Consider the following 15,839-nt stretch of genomic DNA (forward strand, 5'->3'; position numbering starts at 1 on the left):
ATAGAGAAAGAAGGAACTTCATTTATGTTAGAAGCAACGTACCATTCCCTCGATGATTTAGCAGAAGCGATCGGCCTCGCACTCAATGCACCGATAACGATTGAAGACCGCAATCATCGTCTGCTCGCCTACAGTACGCATACGACTGATACAGATCCTGCCCGTGTCGCTACCATCATCGGCCGCCGTGTCCCTGAATCCGTCATCGATCAACTTTGGAAAGATGAGGTCATCCAAAGCTTAGCGGCTCAAGATGATCCACTCGTCATCACTGCCCGGACGAGCGTTGGTTTGAACGACCGCGTCGCCATTGCCATTAAACAAGATATGGAGATTCTCGGTTACATTTGGTCAATCGCTCGCAACACTCCCTTCACGGCTTCAGAGCTAGGCGATTTAAAGAAAGGTGCCATGCTTGCACAACGACAGTTGCTTGCAATCGACATGCAAAAAAAACGGCAAGAAGAACAGACGGAGCAATTCTTTTTTGAGTTACTCCATGAAGAGTTACCCGAAAGCGAAATCCTAAAGACGTTCTCAAAACTTCATCTCGCTCCGCCGGGAATCAGTCGCTTAATGGTCATCCGTTTCCCGGAAGCCATTACGCCGCGTCTAGCCGATCGCCTCCGTTATTTATTGACGATTCAACAGACGGTACGTCCCCTACTGTATGCATACGACACGACAGATTTTATTTTGTGGATCAGCACAAACGATCGTGACATTCAGCATGAACGCATTCAGTTCGATGCTTTCATCCAGTCATTCCGCCAACTACTCGCCGAACGGTTTTCTTATACAGAATTTGTTGTATCGAGCAGTGAAGTTTTCACCGGCGTGCAGTCGATTCCAGAGCGTTACGAAGAAGCAGGTATCGTCTTACGTCTCAAAGACGCCTATCCTTTCGAACTTCAAAATGTGACACGATACGAGCGACTCGGACTATTCCAGTTATTACCCATCTTTTCAGAACGCTTACGGAGACGGACGGTTCGACTGGAAGAAATCGAACGTCTTCGCGCTTACGACTTGAAACACACAGCTTCTTTATGCGAAACGCTCGAGTGGTTTTTGCATTACGACGGAAACGTCAAACAAGTCGCCGCCCACCTTCACGTCCATCCGAATACGATCTTATACCGCATGCGGCGCATCGAAGAAGAAGCCGGCATTCGGATGGAATCATTACCTGAACGTTCGTTACTTTATCTTTACTTGAAAGCCGACCGTTACCTTTTGTGATTTCTCACAAACAATCCTCTTATTTTTTGAAAACACCGATAAAGTCGTACGCTTTCATTTCTCGTATACTGAGGGAGAAGTAAGTAGTTAAAGGGTTATTGGTTGTTCATTTGCGAAAGGGGATCGCTCTTATGATCATTGGAGTATTAAAAGAAATTAAAAACAACGAAAACCGTGTTGCGTTAACACCTGCCGGGGTAGCAGCGTTAACGATTCATGGACATCAAGTCATCGTCGAAACATCTGCTGGTATGGGGAGCGGCTTTACAAACGAAGAGTATATCGAAGTTGGTGCACAAATCATCGAAACAGCGGCAGAAGTTTGGGCGACTGCTGAGCTTGCGTTGAAGGTCAAAGAACCCATCGCTTCAGAATATCAATACTTCCGTCCTGACTTAACCTTGTTCACTTATCTACACCTTGCAGCGGAGCCAGAACTCACACGGGCACTTGTTGACTCGAAGATTACGGCAATCGCTTATGAAACGGTCGAAAAAAATCGGACATTGCCACTTCTGACACCAATGAGTGAAGTCGCTGGTCGGATGGCTTCACAAATCGGTGCACAGTTCCTTGAAAAACCGCATGGTGGAATGGGGATTCTACTTGCAGGCGTCCCTGGTGTTCGCCGCGGAAAAGTTACTGTCATCGGTGGTGGTGTCGTTGGGACGAACGCAGCAAAACTCGCAGTCGGTCTTGGTGCTGACGTGACGATCATCGACGTCAGTCCTGAGCGCCTTCGTCAACTTGATGATATTTTCGGTAACTCAATCAACACGTTGATTTCGAATCCGTATACGATTGCAGAAGCCGTCGCTGAAAGTGACCTCGTTATTGGTGCCGTCTTGATTCCAGGAGCGAAAGCACCGAAGCTCGTGACAGCAGAGATGGTTGAACGAATGAAACCAGGTGCTGTCATCGTCGATGTCGCGATTGACCAAGGCGGAATTTTCGAAACCGTTGACCGTATTTCGACACATGATGATCCAACGTATGAAAAATTCGGTGTCGTTCACTATGCCGTCGCGAATATGCCGGGTGCTGTTCCACGGACGTCGACACTCGCGCTTACGAACGCAACACTTCCTTACGTTCTCGAACTCGCGAACAAAGGCACACACCGTGCACTTGCTGAAAATACTTCGCTTGAAAAAGGTCTCAACGTCGCGCAAGGATTCGTGACGTACGAAGCAGTCGCGCGCGACCTCGGTTACACGTATAAATCCGTTGAAGATGTATTGCACCTTCACGCTTAATAGAAAACAACAAAAAAGCAGCAGGTTTCTTCTTTATAGAAGAAATCCGCTGCTTTTTTGTTTTTACCTGAATCGCGCGGCGTCTTACCGGTGAAGCAAGTAGCAACATCTATTAAAGCGCAAACGCAACGAGTGCACCGATTGAAAGCGGGATGAAAACATTATCTAAATCGCGATAGGACACGGCTTCAATCAAGGCAGCAATATTCGCAAGCAAAAAACCGTAACTGATTGCAATCCAAGCCGGTAATGCATATATAAGAAATGTGGAAGTCAGGACGAGGAACGAGAATAAAAACATCGCGATGCTTCCTTCAAATGATCGTTTAATCGCCCCACGTGTGTAAAACGTCTTTCCGTAGCGTCTCCCTACTAAAGCAGCCATTCCGTCACCCCACGCGAGCACCATGCTGCCGGCGACGAGTGCCATTGGTTCTCGTTCAAAAAAGAGTCCGACTAGAATCAGTAAAGAAATCGGGTAGTAGACCGTCCCGTAAGATATGCGTTCCACTTGATTCATTTGACCCGTCCCGCGTTTTAAGGTCAGCAGATTAACGACCGTGAAAAATAATAACGGGACGATTGCAATGTACCAATGATCGATCCAGGCAAGCGCCAGAAAGACCCAATGCCCGACTGCGATATGAATCCATTTCCGAACCGTTTCCGGCTCTGCTCCCACGCGTCGACCAATCGCTTCCAACAAGAACAAGATGAGTCCAATGATGACGATTGTTCCAACAGCAGCAACCCATTCCATATGAATCCTCCTTCTTTTGCTCCATTCTATTGTACTTTGTCTGATTGCCGTTTGCTCTTTCGAACCTTCATTTGATAACATAAGGTCAAATGACGTCCTAGAGAGGAAGTATTCTGAATGTATGATGCTCAAGCCGTGCAAACGTTATCTAACTGCCTATCACATTTGAAAGAAGGAAAAGGGATTGGCACACTCGTTTCCGAGGATGAATCGGATCTTCCGAAAGTCATCCATCGCCTCAAACAATTTGATGCGACGAAAAATGGTTTATCGATTAACGAAATCGTCCATCTCGCGAATGCCTTGATTGGAGAACATATGTCTGCGACGACGATTCAAAATTGGACGAAGCGTGAAGTCCGCGACATCATCGGTGTTCCGCATCGCGGGAAAAAATATTCGATTAATCAAGCAGCCATCATCTACTTACTTGATGACTTAAAGCATCTCTTTTCTTTAGAAGAAACACGTGAATTATTGACGATCGTTTTTAAGAACCCGAATATCGATGAAGATGATTTAATCAGTCCGCTCGACTTTTATCTCGTCTATACACAGCATGCAGAGACGAGCGGACCCATCGAACTGACGGAGAAGCGTCTGAGACGCTCTTTAGAACGTATCCATGCCTATCGCCCTGAGACGGTCCACGTTTTACAGCTCTGTCTGTACGCCCGTCGTATTTCGCACCTGACGCATGAAGCAAAACAGCGTCTCCAGCAAGTTTTACAATCTTGAAGTAAAAAGATGCCCTCCAGAATAAACTGAAGGACATCTTTTTTTATACAGCTGTAAGCGATTTATAGTTGACGGAGTTCGTCAAGCTTTTTAAGACGGACAGCAGTTCGTACATCGAGAGTTTGTCGGCATCTTTTACGAGACGATATTCATCGCCGTCTTGCAGCAATTCTGCGACGACTTCGCCTGCCGCACTTCGGACTGAGAATTTCCCTTTTGTCAGGTCGAAGGAAATGACATACGTGCCTCGTTCGTACACGTTATATTCACATTTCTTCGAGAAGAGTGAAAACTTCTCACGCATTTGACCTACCTCTTGACCATCATGGTTCATCACGACCCATTTCTTACATGTCGGGATGAACTTTCCAAACGCTACCCCTCTACCTTCACCATTCATTACTTGAACACGACCTGTCTCGTCGTGTTGAACCGCACCAATCATTTGGTGTGCTTCATCATAAATCGCGGCATGACCTTGCGAAAAAACGCAACCCTGCACATAGACAACTTTGCGCAACAGAAATTCTCCTCTCACTGCTAAAAAGTGCTGGTATTTCGTCCCCAGTATATTTAGACATCCTGAATAGTTTAACTTTCTTTATCTCTATGATATTTCGTTAACGAAAATGATTATTGCACCGTTTGAACAAATTGACAACCCCCTTTTGTCGACAATCATTCGACAACATCAGCGAAAGCCAATTTCTCGTGCAAACTCAAGCAATTCTTCTCGATCAATCAAGCGCACCCGATTCGGTTCTGCCAAGCGAAATGCGGCGTCCGTATACGTCGAATTCGTCACGACCCATCCTTCATCCATGTCGTAAAAAGGTACTGCCGCGGCGACTTGTTGGACCGCTTCTAACCCGACCGGTCCACCATAACGTTTTGCTTGAATCGCTATTCTATACCCTTGTGCGTCTTCAATCAATAAATCCGCCCCAAAATCTCTTGAGGCCGGTGTCAGTTCAACACGATAGCCGGCACCTTCAAATAGTTCGACGAGCCACTCTTCAAACTCCCTGCCTTCCATCCGGTCAATTCGATTCGCAAGTGACGGGGTAAAGAAGGAAAGTAATAAAAAAACGATACATCCTACTATACTGATTCCGACAATTAAAAGTTCCCAGGAACTCGAAAAAAAATAAGTTCCGGCGACTCCGAGCACCGCGAACAGTAGTGCGATTATTCTGCGTTTCGTACGTATTTGCATGACTTGATTCTCCTTCACTCTGAGTTGACTCGAATTCAATCGGTTTCTTTAAAATTAATATACTAAATTCTCTTTCGGTTCGCTTCTTCGAAAGGAACGAACAACGCAGATGGAGAATAAGTGTTGAGAGCAGATTACGTTTTTTAATAATCACCATGCACCGGACTTTATTTTTTGAAAGGAGGTCGCTTATGACTGAACACTCATCCACATCCGCAGAAGCACTTATCCGTGCGACCTTACGTGCCGTCTCAGAACCGCTCGCTTTAGTGGATCGGATGGGCCGAATTGACTTTGTGAATGATACCTTTCACGCCCAATTCCCTACCCACTCCAATGCCGAGTCACTGTTTTCACTTTTCTCACTCGACGAACAGTCTCTTCCATTATCTGATTCGGTCCACTTCCGGGTAATCCCTTACGAACTCATCGTCTCACCGATTGCGCAGACTTCCCTTTTCGTCGTTTCCGTTAAATCGCTCGCGATCGACCGCTTGCTCGAATCGACATTAGATGCTGCCCTACTCGTCACAGACGCAGACTTCCATATTACCGCGTTTAATGAAACAGCGGGTACCTTGTTCGGTTACGAAGAACACGAGCTAATCGGAAGATGTCCTGATGACTTACACGATCACGCAGAGTTTGATGAGCGGAAGCGACACTTGGAGCAGTTGAATTTAAAAGACTTGTCTCCAGCCGAGGTCTTGTTGTTGCACGGGCGTGATGCGGAAAACGAATGGGTGTATCACCGTAAAGACGGCTCGACCTTCCATGGTCGGTTGTATATGACCCGTTTAGCAGACGGACAATTTTTCTTGTTCATCGTCGATATGAGTGCCCAAAAACAAATTGAGTCACATCTGACGAAAAGTGAACGCCGTTTCCGTCTGTTTTCCGAATCAATCGTCGAAGCGGTCATCTTCCACGACCGTGGTACCATTCTCGACGCGAACCGAGCAGCTGAAGTGATTTTCCGTACAAAACTTGAGCAGATCAAGGGACGCAATGCCTTGGATTTCATCCATCCTGACTTTCATGAAGAGGTCAGCCGGCGTATCGAACTCCACCGTAATGATCCGTACGAGGTCACCGGGCAACGGGCAGACGGGACACCTGTCGAAATTGAAATTTTCCCGCGCGAAATCATGTACGAAAAAGCACGGATGCGTGTGGCCGTCATTCGGGATATCAGTGAGCGTAAAAAAATCGAGAGCATGTTAGAACGTGAAAAAAATGCCATCATGCGTCAACGCGATATCACCCAATCGATTCTGCAAGCTTCAAACGAAGGGTTTTTACTGACAGAAGAAGATGGCAGCTTCATCTTCATGAACGTCAAAGCCCGAAAACTGCTCGATGTTCCAGGGATTGCACCGAGCAAGATTCAAGAGCGGATCAGTATGATTCCGAATCTCGATCTCGCGACCCGCTATGAGATGCTACAACAAGTCGAAGAACTCCTTGCCGGCAAGCATTCTGAACTGTCATTTCGGTTTACGCTACAACGTCCGAATGAATCCAATCATCTTTACTTCGAGTTTTATGCGACTTCAATTAAGAAGGAACGTAGTCGCATCTCCCGTCATGGTTTTTTGTTCGTCTTCCGCGACCGGACAGAGGAGCAAAAAATGGACCAAGTCAAAGATGAACTCATCAGTACCGTATCGCATGAGCTCCGAACACCCCTCTCATCGATCCTCGGTTATTTGGAGTTGTTGCGCTATCGTCAGCTCACACCTGAAAAAACACAACGCTATGTCGAAATCATGCACGAAGAAGCCAAGCGGTTAACGACGCTCCTCAATGAATTTTTAGACATTCAACGGATGGAAGGCGGCAAACAACCGTACGATTTTAAATCATTCTCTTTACGTCAACTGCTCCTCGATACAACGGACGCTTTTGGTGAAACGGCCGAAACCCATCGCATCGTGCTTGATGTAAAGGAAGATCCTGTCATGATCGTTGCCGATGAAAATAAAATTAAACAAGTCGTTTTGAACTTACTCTCGAATGCAATCAAATATTCACCATCCGCCGACCACATCACGGTCAGTCTACACACACAAGGCGAGCAAGCCATCATTACTGTGACCGATCATGGTCTCGGAATTCCTCAAAATGCATTCGATAAGCTCTTCACGAAATTTTACCGTGTCGATAATTCAGCCGTCCGTAAGATTGGCGGAACCGGCCTCGGTCTTGCAATCTGTAAAGAAATCATCGAATCACATGGTGGGGCGATTTCCGTCGAGTCGGAGCTCCATCAAGGGTCGACTTTCACGGTTGTACTCGATTTAGATTCAAGAAAGGATTACGCAAAATGAAACGGACTTATTTCATGACAGGATTCCCCGGATTCCTTGCCACCAAATTAATTGAACGTCTCGCTCTTGTGCCGGAGCAAATTGACCGGTTTTATTTGCTCCATCTACCAAGCGAACGAACAAGTGCCTTAGCAAAAAAGGAATCGTTGCTCGACCACACGCGTCTCAAAGAAGCACAACTCGTTTTATTAGAAGGTGATATCACAACACCCGGATTAGGATTGAACACAGAGATGAAGCAACGACTGTCGACTGAAGTGACGCATCTCTTTCACCTGGCAGCTCTGTATGACTTGGCGACGCCGTTTGATATCGCTTTTCGAATTAACGTCATCGGAACATCGAACGTGACGCAGTTTGCTCATACGTTGCATTATCTTGAACGCTATATTTACTTCAGCACCGCCTATGTATCCGGGCTCCGGACCGGGACGGTTCTTGAACAGGACCTCAAACATGCCGCATCATTCAAAAATGCGTACGAAGAAACGAAGTACCTGGCAGAAGTTCGCTTGCACGAAGAAGTCGGTTCGCTTCCTTACACGATCATTCGTCCGGGAATCGTCGTCGGGCATTCCGAGACGGGTGAGACCCCTAAGTGGGACGGGGTCTATTTCGTCTTAAATGCGCTGCGTCTGCTAAACAACGTTGCTCCGCTTCCGTATGCCGGCAGAGCCAATGCCCTCGTCAATCTCGTTCCATACGATTACGTCATCGCTGCGACGTCTTATTTAAGTCATGCACCAAGCGGCGTCCGTCAAACGTATCACCTGACCGATCCATTCCCACACGGCGCACGGACGATTTATAAAATGTTACACAGCGCCTACTACAATTGCGCTCCGCGGGGAGTCGTCCCGTTTCGCCTCGTGACGTCCCTGTTGACCCCGCGTATCGCTACGCGCTTACAGATGCAGCGGCAGACGCTTGATTACTTTGTTCACCCTGTTCACTACGATACGACGAACACACTTCGTGATTTAGACGGAACTGGTATTGTGTGTCCTGATCTTGCTGAGTTTCTTCCACGACTTGTCGATTACTATAAAATTCAACATCCTGAAATGGAGAAAACACAATGAATGCTCTTGTTACCGGTATGAATGGTACAGTCGCACCTGTACTCGCAGACGTCTTACGCGTGCATCAGTATGAAGTTACAGCTTGGGATCGATCGGTTGTCTCGACGACTGATTCCGCAATCATGGAAGCTTTTATTGATCAGGTCCAACCTGATCTACTCTTACACATCGGAATGGGTTCTGCTGAATTTGCAGAATCGTTGGCACGGCTATCTTTTGAGCGTAACATTCCCTTTCTCTTTACGAGCACGGCTTCTGTCTACGCAAATCATCAACAGGGACCGCATGATCCATCTGTACTTCCGGAAGCAGACGATGACTACGGTTTTTATAAACGAACATGCGAACGACTTATCCAAGCAGTCAATCCTGACGCCTACATCGTCCGGATCGGCTGGCAAATCGGTCAGGTTGCTGGATCAAATAATATGATTGATTATTTAGAACGGCATGCCTCAACGGGCCCCATTCTGGCAAGTAAAAACTGGTATCCTGCTTGCTCTTTTTTGGAAGATACGGCGCAAACGCTCTATACAATCTTGACGACTCAAACACCTGGCCTTTATCTTGCCAATGGAAATTCGACCCATCCCTTCTTTGAAATCGCTACAGCATTAAATGTATACCACGGTTCGAAATGGAAAATCGAAGAAGATAATACAATCCAGCGTGATGATCGAATGAAGGATAATCGGGTGACCATTGCCCCAATCTCAGACCGATTATCATTTATGTAAAAAAAGTGCCTCGCCATTCGATACGTTATCGAACGGTGAGGCACTTTTTAGGAGACATCTGCTACTGACAGTCAATCAACCAATCAGCATATTTTCTTTCGGATAACGAATCAAGCGATTGTGTTGTGTCGCGACCGTGAAGAGAATCGTTAAGGAACCGACACGTCCAAGCAACATCATGAACATGATTAACCCTTTCCCAAAACCATTCAACTCCGATGTCACATTTAATGAAAGTCCGACCGTCCCGAATGCGGAAACCGTTTCGAAGAAGAGCCCCGTAAACGAGATATTCGGTTGCGACAGTGCCAAGAGTGTTGTGATGACACCGATGAATAAAATACTGAAAATAGCAATCGCATAAGCTTTTGATACGGCCTGCGCCTGGACGGTCCGACGCATCAGGACCGTTTCTCGTTGTCCCCGTAGATACGTCCAGACGTTTTTTAAGATGACGGCTGCTGTCGTGACTTTAATGCCTGATCCCGTCGATGCCGACCCCGCTCCGATATACATCAAAACCATCATCAAACCGATCGAAAGTGGCACCATCGTCGTCAAATCAATCGTCTGGAACCCTGCCGTCCGGGTCGTCACGACTTGGAAGAAAACGATATGTAGTGCTTGAAAGAACGAATAATTTTGAAGGGAACCGAGATGGGAGACCCACTCATACACCATCATCGCGACCGTCCCGATACCGTTGATGACGAGTAATGATAAAATCATTAATTTCGAGTGTAATGAAATTTTCTTGAAGCTGCGGTTAGCCGAAACATCAGCGATGACCGTGAAGCCCAATCCCCCAATCATCAATAGAGCAGAAATCGTAAAAATGAATGTCGTATCTTGTTGGAAGGACGTCAAACTGTCTCCCCATAACGCAAAACCGGCATTATTAAAGGCGGAGACCGCATGGAACAGACCATAATACAGTGATTTTGAGAGCGTATATTTGTATTGGATGAACAGATCGAGAGCAAGTAAGATCATCCCAATCAACTCCAGGATGACGGTCGTCAAGAGAATGTTCCGGACGAGCCGAATCGTTCCTCCCGGACTATCTAAGTTGAACATCTCTTGAATGATGATCCGCTGACGAATCCCGATTTTTCGACCTGTGACACTAAGTAGAACAAGTGCAATCGTCATGAATCCGAGACCACCGATTTGAATTAAAATCATTAAAATCAGTTGCCCCCACAAATTATAGGACTCTGCGATGTTAATCGGCGAAAGCCCCGTCACCGTCGCAGCCGATGTCGCGACGAACAGACAATCAATTAATGCAACGTGGCTATCGCTTTGTTGAAACCAGGGGATCCACAACAATAATCCTCCGAGCAAAATCGTCAATGTGAATCCAGTCGCGATGAAACGGGCTGGTTTATCAAATAATTGATGATACGTTCGTTCTCCAAAATCTCCAAATTTCGCTAAACGTGTATGTCTTTTATGCGAAAACATGCGTTGACTCCTCCTAGATGAGATTACTCAATTGCATCTATCATACTCTCTCGAAAACATTAGTTCTATCGAAATTTGCAATCAACTAAACGTTTTCGTTTTTTTTTGGTAAAATAGATAAAAGCAGACGTGTTAACTTTAAAGGAGGTTGAGGGAAACAGTGGACCCTAGGACGGCTGACCATTCGATTGAGGATGTCTCGCGAAGGCTAGAACGACAATCACAATGGATGCCCGCACAGTTATATTATCAATTCGAGGAATTATTATCGTTACATCTGGAACAACCGATTCTAAATGAATTGTATAATGTATTAAAAAAATACGACGTATTAACCGATATAGAGCGTGACGAACGAAACGAAAGCATTCAATTGCTGATCGACGAAAACGGCGCTTAATTCTCGGTTTTTGGATTTCCGAGCAGAAGATGCGTCTTCTGCTCTTTTTATTTTTTCGTTCACGACCCTAACAACATGTGGAAAGGTGGCACAATTAACAATGGATATCGTGTCGATAATCGGTATTATTCTTGGACTCATCACGCTCGTCGGAGGAATGATTCTAAAAGGTGCTCCTCCAATCGCCTTACTGAACCCTGCAGCACTCGTCATCATCTTCGCAGGTACAGCAGCAGCCATCATGATTTCCTTCCCGAAGGAACGGCTCAAATTGATTCCAGCCCTGTTCAAAGTCATCTTCTTCGAACAAAATTTAATGACCAAACAAAATCTCATGCTTCAATTTTTGACACTATCGACGCAAGCGCGTAAAGAAGGTCTCTTATCGCTCGAAACAGCGATTGAAGAAGTCGACAACGCGTTCATGAAACGTGGTGTCATGATGGTCATCGATGGTCAACCTTCTGAATATGTGGAAGATGTCATGACACGCGACCTCGAAAACATGACAGAACGCCACCATGCGAACGCGAACATTTTCACACAAGCTGGTACATATGCTCCGACCCTCGGTGTTTTAGGGGCCGTCATCGGTCTAGTCGCCGCCCTATCCGACCTGTCGGATATCGAGAAGCTCGGACACGCAATCTCGGGTGCCTTCATCGCCACATTATTCGGGATTTTCACCGGGTATGTTTTATGGTTTCCATTCGCGACGAAACTCAAACAAAAATCAGCAAGTGAAATTCAACTCTATGAAATGATCATTGAAGGAATTCTTTCGATTCAAAACGGGGAATCCCCAAAAAACTTGGAGGATAAGCTACTCGTGTATCTGACGCCGAAGGAGCGTGAAACTTATGAAGCGGAAAAAGAAGCCGCATGATGAACACATCTCGGAAGGTTGGCTGATTCCGTATGCCGATCTTTTGACTCTGTTACTTGCGCTTTTCATCGTCCTTTTTGCTTCGAGTAACGTCGATGCCGTCAAACTAAAAGCGATGTCTCAATCATTCAGTTCCGTCTTCAATGGTGGCTCCGGCATGATTACCAATAGCTCGCTCGCGACTTCACAAGAAGAAGAGGACGAAAAAAAGACGGATGCTCGGACGAAAGCACAAAGTTTTGAAATCTCAGAGCTCGAAAAAATTAAAGCCCAAGCATCCGACTATATCAAAAAAGAAAAGCTCGAAAAAGATATTAAAGTCGAAATCACGAATGAAGGTCTCGTCTTCACGATTCGAGATCGCGCTCTATTTTCTCCTGCGCAAGCTGAAGTCAAAGGCGACGCCATCCAAATTGCTCAAGGGATGAGTAACTTACTCGTCAAATCTGGACAACGACAAATTCAAGTGTCTGGTCATACAGATAACATCCCCATTCGTACGGCACAATACCCGTCGAACTGGGAACTCAGTACGGAACGCGCCATCAGTTTCATGCGTGCGTTGCAAAAAAATCCAAAGTTAGAACCAAAACGGTTCACCGTCACAGGATACGGCGAATACCAACCCATCGCTTCGAATCAAACAGAAAGCGGACGAAGTCAAAATCGGCGCGTCGAAGTCCTCGTCCGTCCGTTACTTGATATCAAAGCAGCGAATTTGCTAGACGAAACAACGGTCAAACCGTAAGAAACAACTAATTTCGAAGATGAAGATACACACGAAGGGATTGCCATCTAACATTGATGCGCAATCCCTTTAGACTGTAAAAACCTTTTTATGAAGCGTGAACATGCTGCAGGGTCGCGACCGATTGCTTTTCGCGGTTCTAAAACGATTCGAGACGGATTACGCTCTAAATCGTCTGCATGCCCGGTTTTCCGTCACGGTATTACCTAAAAAGCGTCACGTTTCGTTGACTCCTACGGGAAAAAGTGCGTTGAAAACGCACGTTCAGAGGCAGGCAAGACCCTGCTCGTTGTCCGCTAGGATCAAGGAGCAATGGCTAGGAAAGCAACGAAAAAAGACGCTTAATGTCACGATAGCACGCTGTCTACAGTCTAAAGGGATTGCCATCTAACATTGATGAGCAATCCCTTTAGACTGTAAAAACCTTTTTATGAAGCATGAACATGCTGCAGGAATTATGTCAATTTTCTCGCCTTGTCTTCAAAGAAGCAACTCACATTGCACTAAGTGAGAAACAAAAAAAGTGAGTCCCCAAACACAGACAAGCTGCGTGAAGACCCACTTAACTCGAACATTCATTTTTAGTAATATGGACGAATCATGATGTAGACGATGACACCCGTCAGACTGACATACAGCCAGAGCGGCATCGTAAAACGTGTCCATTTTTTATGTTTCTCAAAATTTTGATTGAGCGCATGTGCGAGCGACATCAAGACGAGCGGGACAATGACTGCTGCCAAAATGATATGCGAAATCAAAATAAAGAAATAGACCGGGCGAACGAATCCTTCGCCGCCAAACTTCGTCGACTCACTCACGGCGTGATACGTCACGTAAGAAACTAAAAAGAGTGTCGTCGTCGTCATGGCACCACCGATGAAACGGCGGTGATTGATCCGGTTTCCACGACGAATCGAAATCCATGCTCCAAGTAGGAGCATGAACGTAAAACTGTTAAAAATCGCATTGAAAAACGGTAACAACGTCCAATCAAAGCCATCACTCACCTGAAGCGGTGGCGCGAAAAAAAGTAAGGCGACAAGTAAGTTGATGACGAGCGTCAAAATAATGACGACCGGCACAAAATTACGCCGTTTAGCAGGTTCTTGCATGAATCATTCTCCTTGTTTCCAGTCAAAGTATCGTTTCAACCATTTCGGCAATGGACCATCAAAGAGACGCTCACGCCAGTAAAGATCAGCCGCACGTTGCACAGCCGCACCACGAATCGGATACGGGTGGACGACACGTGACAATTGACCGACTTTATCTTTACGAGCCATCGCATAAACGACTTCTTGCATCCACTCGCCAGCTTGCTCCCCAATCGCATGAGCACCAATTAGTTTACCACGTTTGTTCGCAATCAATTTGACGCGTCCTTCTGTCCGACCATTGATGACGAAACGATCGACTTCATCGAGGCCTGTTTGATAAACCTTGATTTCGTCATATTTTTCGCGTGCTTCTTCTTCGGTCAATCCAAGATGGAACAGCTCAGGCGTCGTGAATGTGACCCACGGGACGGCACGGTAATCGGGCTTCGTCCGTAAACCGAACAAGGCGTTCGTAACGACCGTCTTACCTTCAAGACCTGCGACGTGTGTGAATGGTAACGATTGAATCGTATCACCGACAGCAAAGATGTGCCGTTGACTCGTCCGAAGTGATGCGTCGACTTGCACGTACCCTTTTTGCACATCAACACCGGCGCGATCGAGGCGTAAGGCTTCAATCCGCGGTTTACGTCCGACAGCGACGAGTACGGCATCCGTTTCGATGACACGTGATTCTCCATCCGTTTCGACCGTGACTTCAATCCCACCTGACGCTTTTCGAACTTGCGTCACCGTCGTGTTCAGATGCAACACAAGCTCTTGCTCAATTTGGCGTTGCAAGACTTCAACCATGCCTTTATCTTCTTTCGGCATCAGTGATTTTGCACCTTCAATGACCGTCACTTCTGTTCCGAGATGCGCGTAGGCTTGTGACAGCTCCATCCCGATTGCGCCGCCCCCGATGACGAGCAGACGTTCCGGACGCTCCGTCTGTTCAAAAATCGTTTCGTTCGTCAAATACGGAACCGTATCAAGACCATCGATTGGCGGAATGATTGGTTGCGAGCCTGTCGAAATTGCAAATTTTTCCCCGACAACAAGTTGTCCTGCTACCTCGACTTCGTTTGCACTGAGGAAACTCGCTTCACCGATATAGACATCTACGCCTAAGTCTTCGAACCGTTTTGTTCCGTCATGGGATTGAATGATGTTTCGTGCCCGGTCGACGCTTGCTTTCGTTTTCGAGTAGACCGCGTCACCATTTAATGTGACATTATATTTTTCAGCAGTCTGCTTCATGACATAGACATCGTGTGCTGCTTCAATCAACGCTTTTGACGGGACACACCCGTAGTGTAAACAATCTCCACCGAGATGCGTATGACGTTCAATCAAAGCGACGTGCGCACCAAGACTTGCAGCACCAGCTGCAATAGTCATGCCTGCTGCTCCACCACCGATAACGACGAGTTGATAACTTTTCATTGTGTCTCCTCCTTCTGATAACGGTTAGCGATATCTTCCATCCGCTTTCGATTGACGCCCCAGTCGGAGTAACCGACGCGTGAGGCAGACCGGAAATGGACGAGATGAGTCGACTGATCCAAATAAAATTCGACATCATCCTTGAAGTGGAAAAACTTACTCGAGAAGACAGCATGGATATAGTCTGGTGTTTCTTTCACGATTTTAACTCGGTCGAGACTTTGTAAAATCCGCATGACTTGGAATTTCGAATCTTTCATCGTACCTTTGAACGGTAATGGGTCCATCTTTAACGCTTGTTGATCCGTTTGTGTCGATACCGCGTTCGGTTTTCCGTTTAGCGGACTTAATGCTCCATTTGAGACGCCAAGTGCCATGTCTGATTCCTCCGTTTCATTTCTTGAAAAAAATAAATACTATTCCCATTTTAC

At 46.3% G+C, this 15,839-nt stretch carries 16 protein-coding genes; 9 read left to right on the plus strand and 7 right to left on the minus strand.

Annotated features, from left to right (window positions below):
- Positions 1-24: 24 nt before the first annotated feature.
- On the plus strand, positions 25-1,242 hold the full coding sequence (locus tag AC0VYQ_RS14585) for a PucR family transcriptional regulator (RefSeq protein WP_029331984.1): 1,218 nt from the start codon (positions 25-27) through the stop codon (positions 1,240-1,242).
- Positions 1,243-1,373: 131 nt separating this feature from the next.
- The gene (gene ald / locus AC0VYQ_RS14590; RefSeq protein ID WP_088838147.1) at positions 1,374-2,498 is read left to right on the plus strand and encodes an alanine dehydrogenase; all 1,125 of its coding nucleotides are present in this window, start codon (positions 1,374-1,376) and stop codon (positions 2,496-2,498) included.
- 112 nt (positions 2,499-2,610) lie between these two features.
- Here ald and AC0VYQ_RS14595 read toward each other — a convergent pair whose 3' ends face one another.
- Positions 2,611-3,258: a diacylglycerol/polyprenol kinase family protein gene (locus tag AC0VYQ_RS14595; RefSeq protein ID WP_214766390.1), complete on the minus strand. Its 648-nt coding sequence runs from the start codon at positions 3,256-3,258 to the stop codon at positions 2,611-2,613.
- Positions 3,259-3,375: 117 nt separating this feature from the next.
- Here AC0VYQ_RS14595 and AC0VYQ_RS14600 point away from each other — a divergent pair, with 117 nt between their 5' ends.
- On the plus strand, positions 3,376-3,996 hold the full coding sequence (locus tag AC0VYQ_RS14600) for a DUF1836 domain-containing protein (protein WP_088838149.1): 621 nt from the start codon (positions 3,376-3,378) through the stop codon (positions 3,994-3,996).
- A 43-nt stretch (positions 3,997-4,039) separates the two neighbouring features.
- On the opposite strand, the gene AC0VYQ_RS14605 is transcribed toward AC0VYQ_RS14600, so the two are convergent.
- Both AC0VYQ_RS14605 and AC0VYQ_RS14610 read right to left on the minus strand, forming a co-directional pair.
- Positions 4,040-4,516, minus strand: a complete 477-nt coding sequence (locus tag AC0VYQ_RS14605; protein WP_029331989.1) for an LURP-one-related family protein — start codon at positions 4,514-4,516, stop codon at positions 4,040-4,042.
- A gap of 171 nt (positions 4,517-4,687) precedes the next feature.
- Complete coding sequence (locus tag AC0VYQ_RS14610; RefSeq protein ID WP_475403880.1) at positions 4,688-5,212, minus strand: restriction endonuclease; 525 nt, start codon at positions 5,210-5,212, stop codon at positions 4,688-4,690.
- A gap of 191 nt (positions 5,213-5,403) precedes the next feature.
- Between AC0VYQ_RS14610 and AC0VYQ_RS14615 the strand changes: the two genes are divergently transcribed.
- From AC0VYQ_RS14615 to AC0VYQ_RS14625, 3 genes are read left to right on the plus strand one after another with little or no spacing between them, the layout of a single operon-like run.
- Complete coding sequence (locus tag AC0VYQ_RS14615) at positions 5,404-7,542, plus strand: PAS domain-containing sensor histidine kinase (protein ID WP_475403881.1); 2,139 nt, start codon at positions 5,404-5,406, stop codon at positions 7,540-7,542.
- Positions 7,539-8,624 (plus strand): SDR family oxidoreductase, encoded by a 1,086-nt coding sequence (locus tag AC0VYQ_RS14620; protein ID WP_475403882.1) that lies wholly within the window; start codon positions 7,539-7,541, stop codon positions 8,622-8,624. The genes AC0VYQ_RS14615 and AC0VYQ_RS14620 overlap by 4 nt, the downstream gene beginning before the upstream one ends.
- A complete protein-coding gene (locus AC0VYQ_RS14625) occupies positions 8,621-9,361 on the plus strand; it encodes a sugar nucleotide-binding protein (protein ID WP_475403883.1) in 741 nt (246 codons plus the stop codon). The genes AC0VYQ_RS14620 and AC0VYQ_RS14625 overlap by 4 nt, the downstream gene beginning before the upstream one ends.
- A gap of 75 nt (positions 9,362-9,436) precedes the next feature.
- On the opposite strand, the gene AC0VYQ_RS14630 is transcribed toward AC0VYQ_RS14625, so the two are convergent.
- Positions 9,437-10,828, minus strand: coding sequence for a TrkH family potassium uptake protein (locus AC0VYQ_RS14630; RefSeq protein ID WP_214893337.1), 1,392 nt, complete (start codon positions 10,826-10,828; stop codon positions 9,437-9,439).
- A 160-nt stretch (positions 10,829-10,988) separates the two neighbouring features.
- Here AC0VYQ_RS14630 and AC0VYQ_RS14635 point away from each other — a divergent pair, with 160 nt between their 5' ends.
- The 3 genes from AC0VYQ_RS14635 to AC0VYQ_RS14645 all read left to right on the plus strand — a co-directional run bounded on the left by AC0VYQ_RS14635 (position 10,989) and on the right by AC0VYQ_RS14645 (position 12,862).
- Positions 10,989-11,228, plus strand: coding sequence for a hypothetical protein (locus AC0VYQ_RS14635; RefSeq protein ID WP_029331998.1), 240 nt, complete (start codon positions 10,989-10,991; stop codon positions 11,226-11,228).
- Positions 11,229-11,328: 100 nt separating this feature from the next.
- Positions 11,329-12,114 (plus strand): flagellar motor stator protein MotA, encoded by a 786-nt coding sequence (gene motA, locus AC0VYQ_RS14640; RefSeq protein ID WP_214893401.1) that lies wholly within the window; start codon positions 11,329-11,331, stop codon positions 12,112-12,114.
- Positions 12,089-12,862 carry a flagellar motor protein MotB gene (locus AC0VYQ_RS14645; protein ID WP_029332000.1) on the plus strand — a complete coding sequence of 258 codons (774 nt, stop codon included), beginning with the start codon at positions 12,089-12,091 and terminating at the stop codon, positions 12,860-12,862. The genes motA and AC0VYQ_RS14645 overlap by 26 nt, the downstream gene beginning before the upstream one ends.
- Before the next feature lie 581 nt (positions 12,863-13,443).
- Here the strand turns inward: AC0VYQ_RS14645 and AC0VYQ_RS14650 are convergent.
- The 3 genes from AC0VYQ_RS14650 to AC0VYQ_RS14660 are packed head-to-tail and all read right to left on the minus strand — an operon-like array spanning position 13,444 to position 15,785.
- Positions 13,444-13,977, minus strand: coding sequence for a DUF420 domain-containing protein (locus tag AC0VYQ_RS14650; protein WP_088838161.1), 534 nt, complete (start codon positions 13,975-13,977; stop codon positions 13,444-13,446).
- Positions 13,978-13,980: 3 nt separating this feature from the next.
- Complete coding sequence (locus AC0VYQ_RS14655; RefSeq protein WP_029332004.1) at positions 13,981-15,408, minus strand: dihydrolipoyl dehydrogenase family protein; 1,428 nt, start codon at positions 15,406-15,408, stop codon at positions 13,981-13,983.
- A complete protein-coding gene (locus AC0VYQ_RS14660; RefSeq protein WP_214893335.1) occupies positions 15,405-15,785 on the minus strand; it encodes a DUF1499 domain-containing protein in 381 nt (126 codons plus the stop codon). Before AC0VYQ_RS14660 ends, AC0VYQ_RS14655 begins: the two co-directional genes overlap by 4 nt.
- Positions 15,786-15,839 lie beyond the last annotated feature (54 nt).

It is taken from the genome of Exiguobacterium sp. QJM3NY_9 (assembly GCF_056173545.1).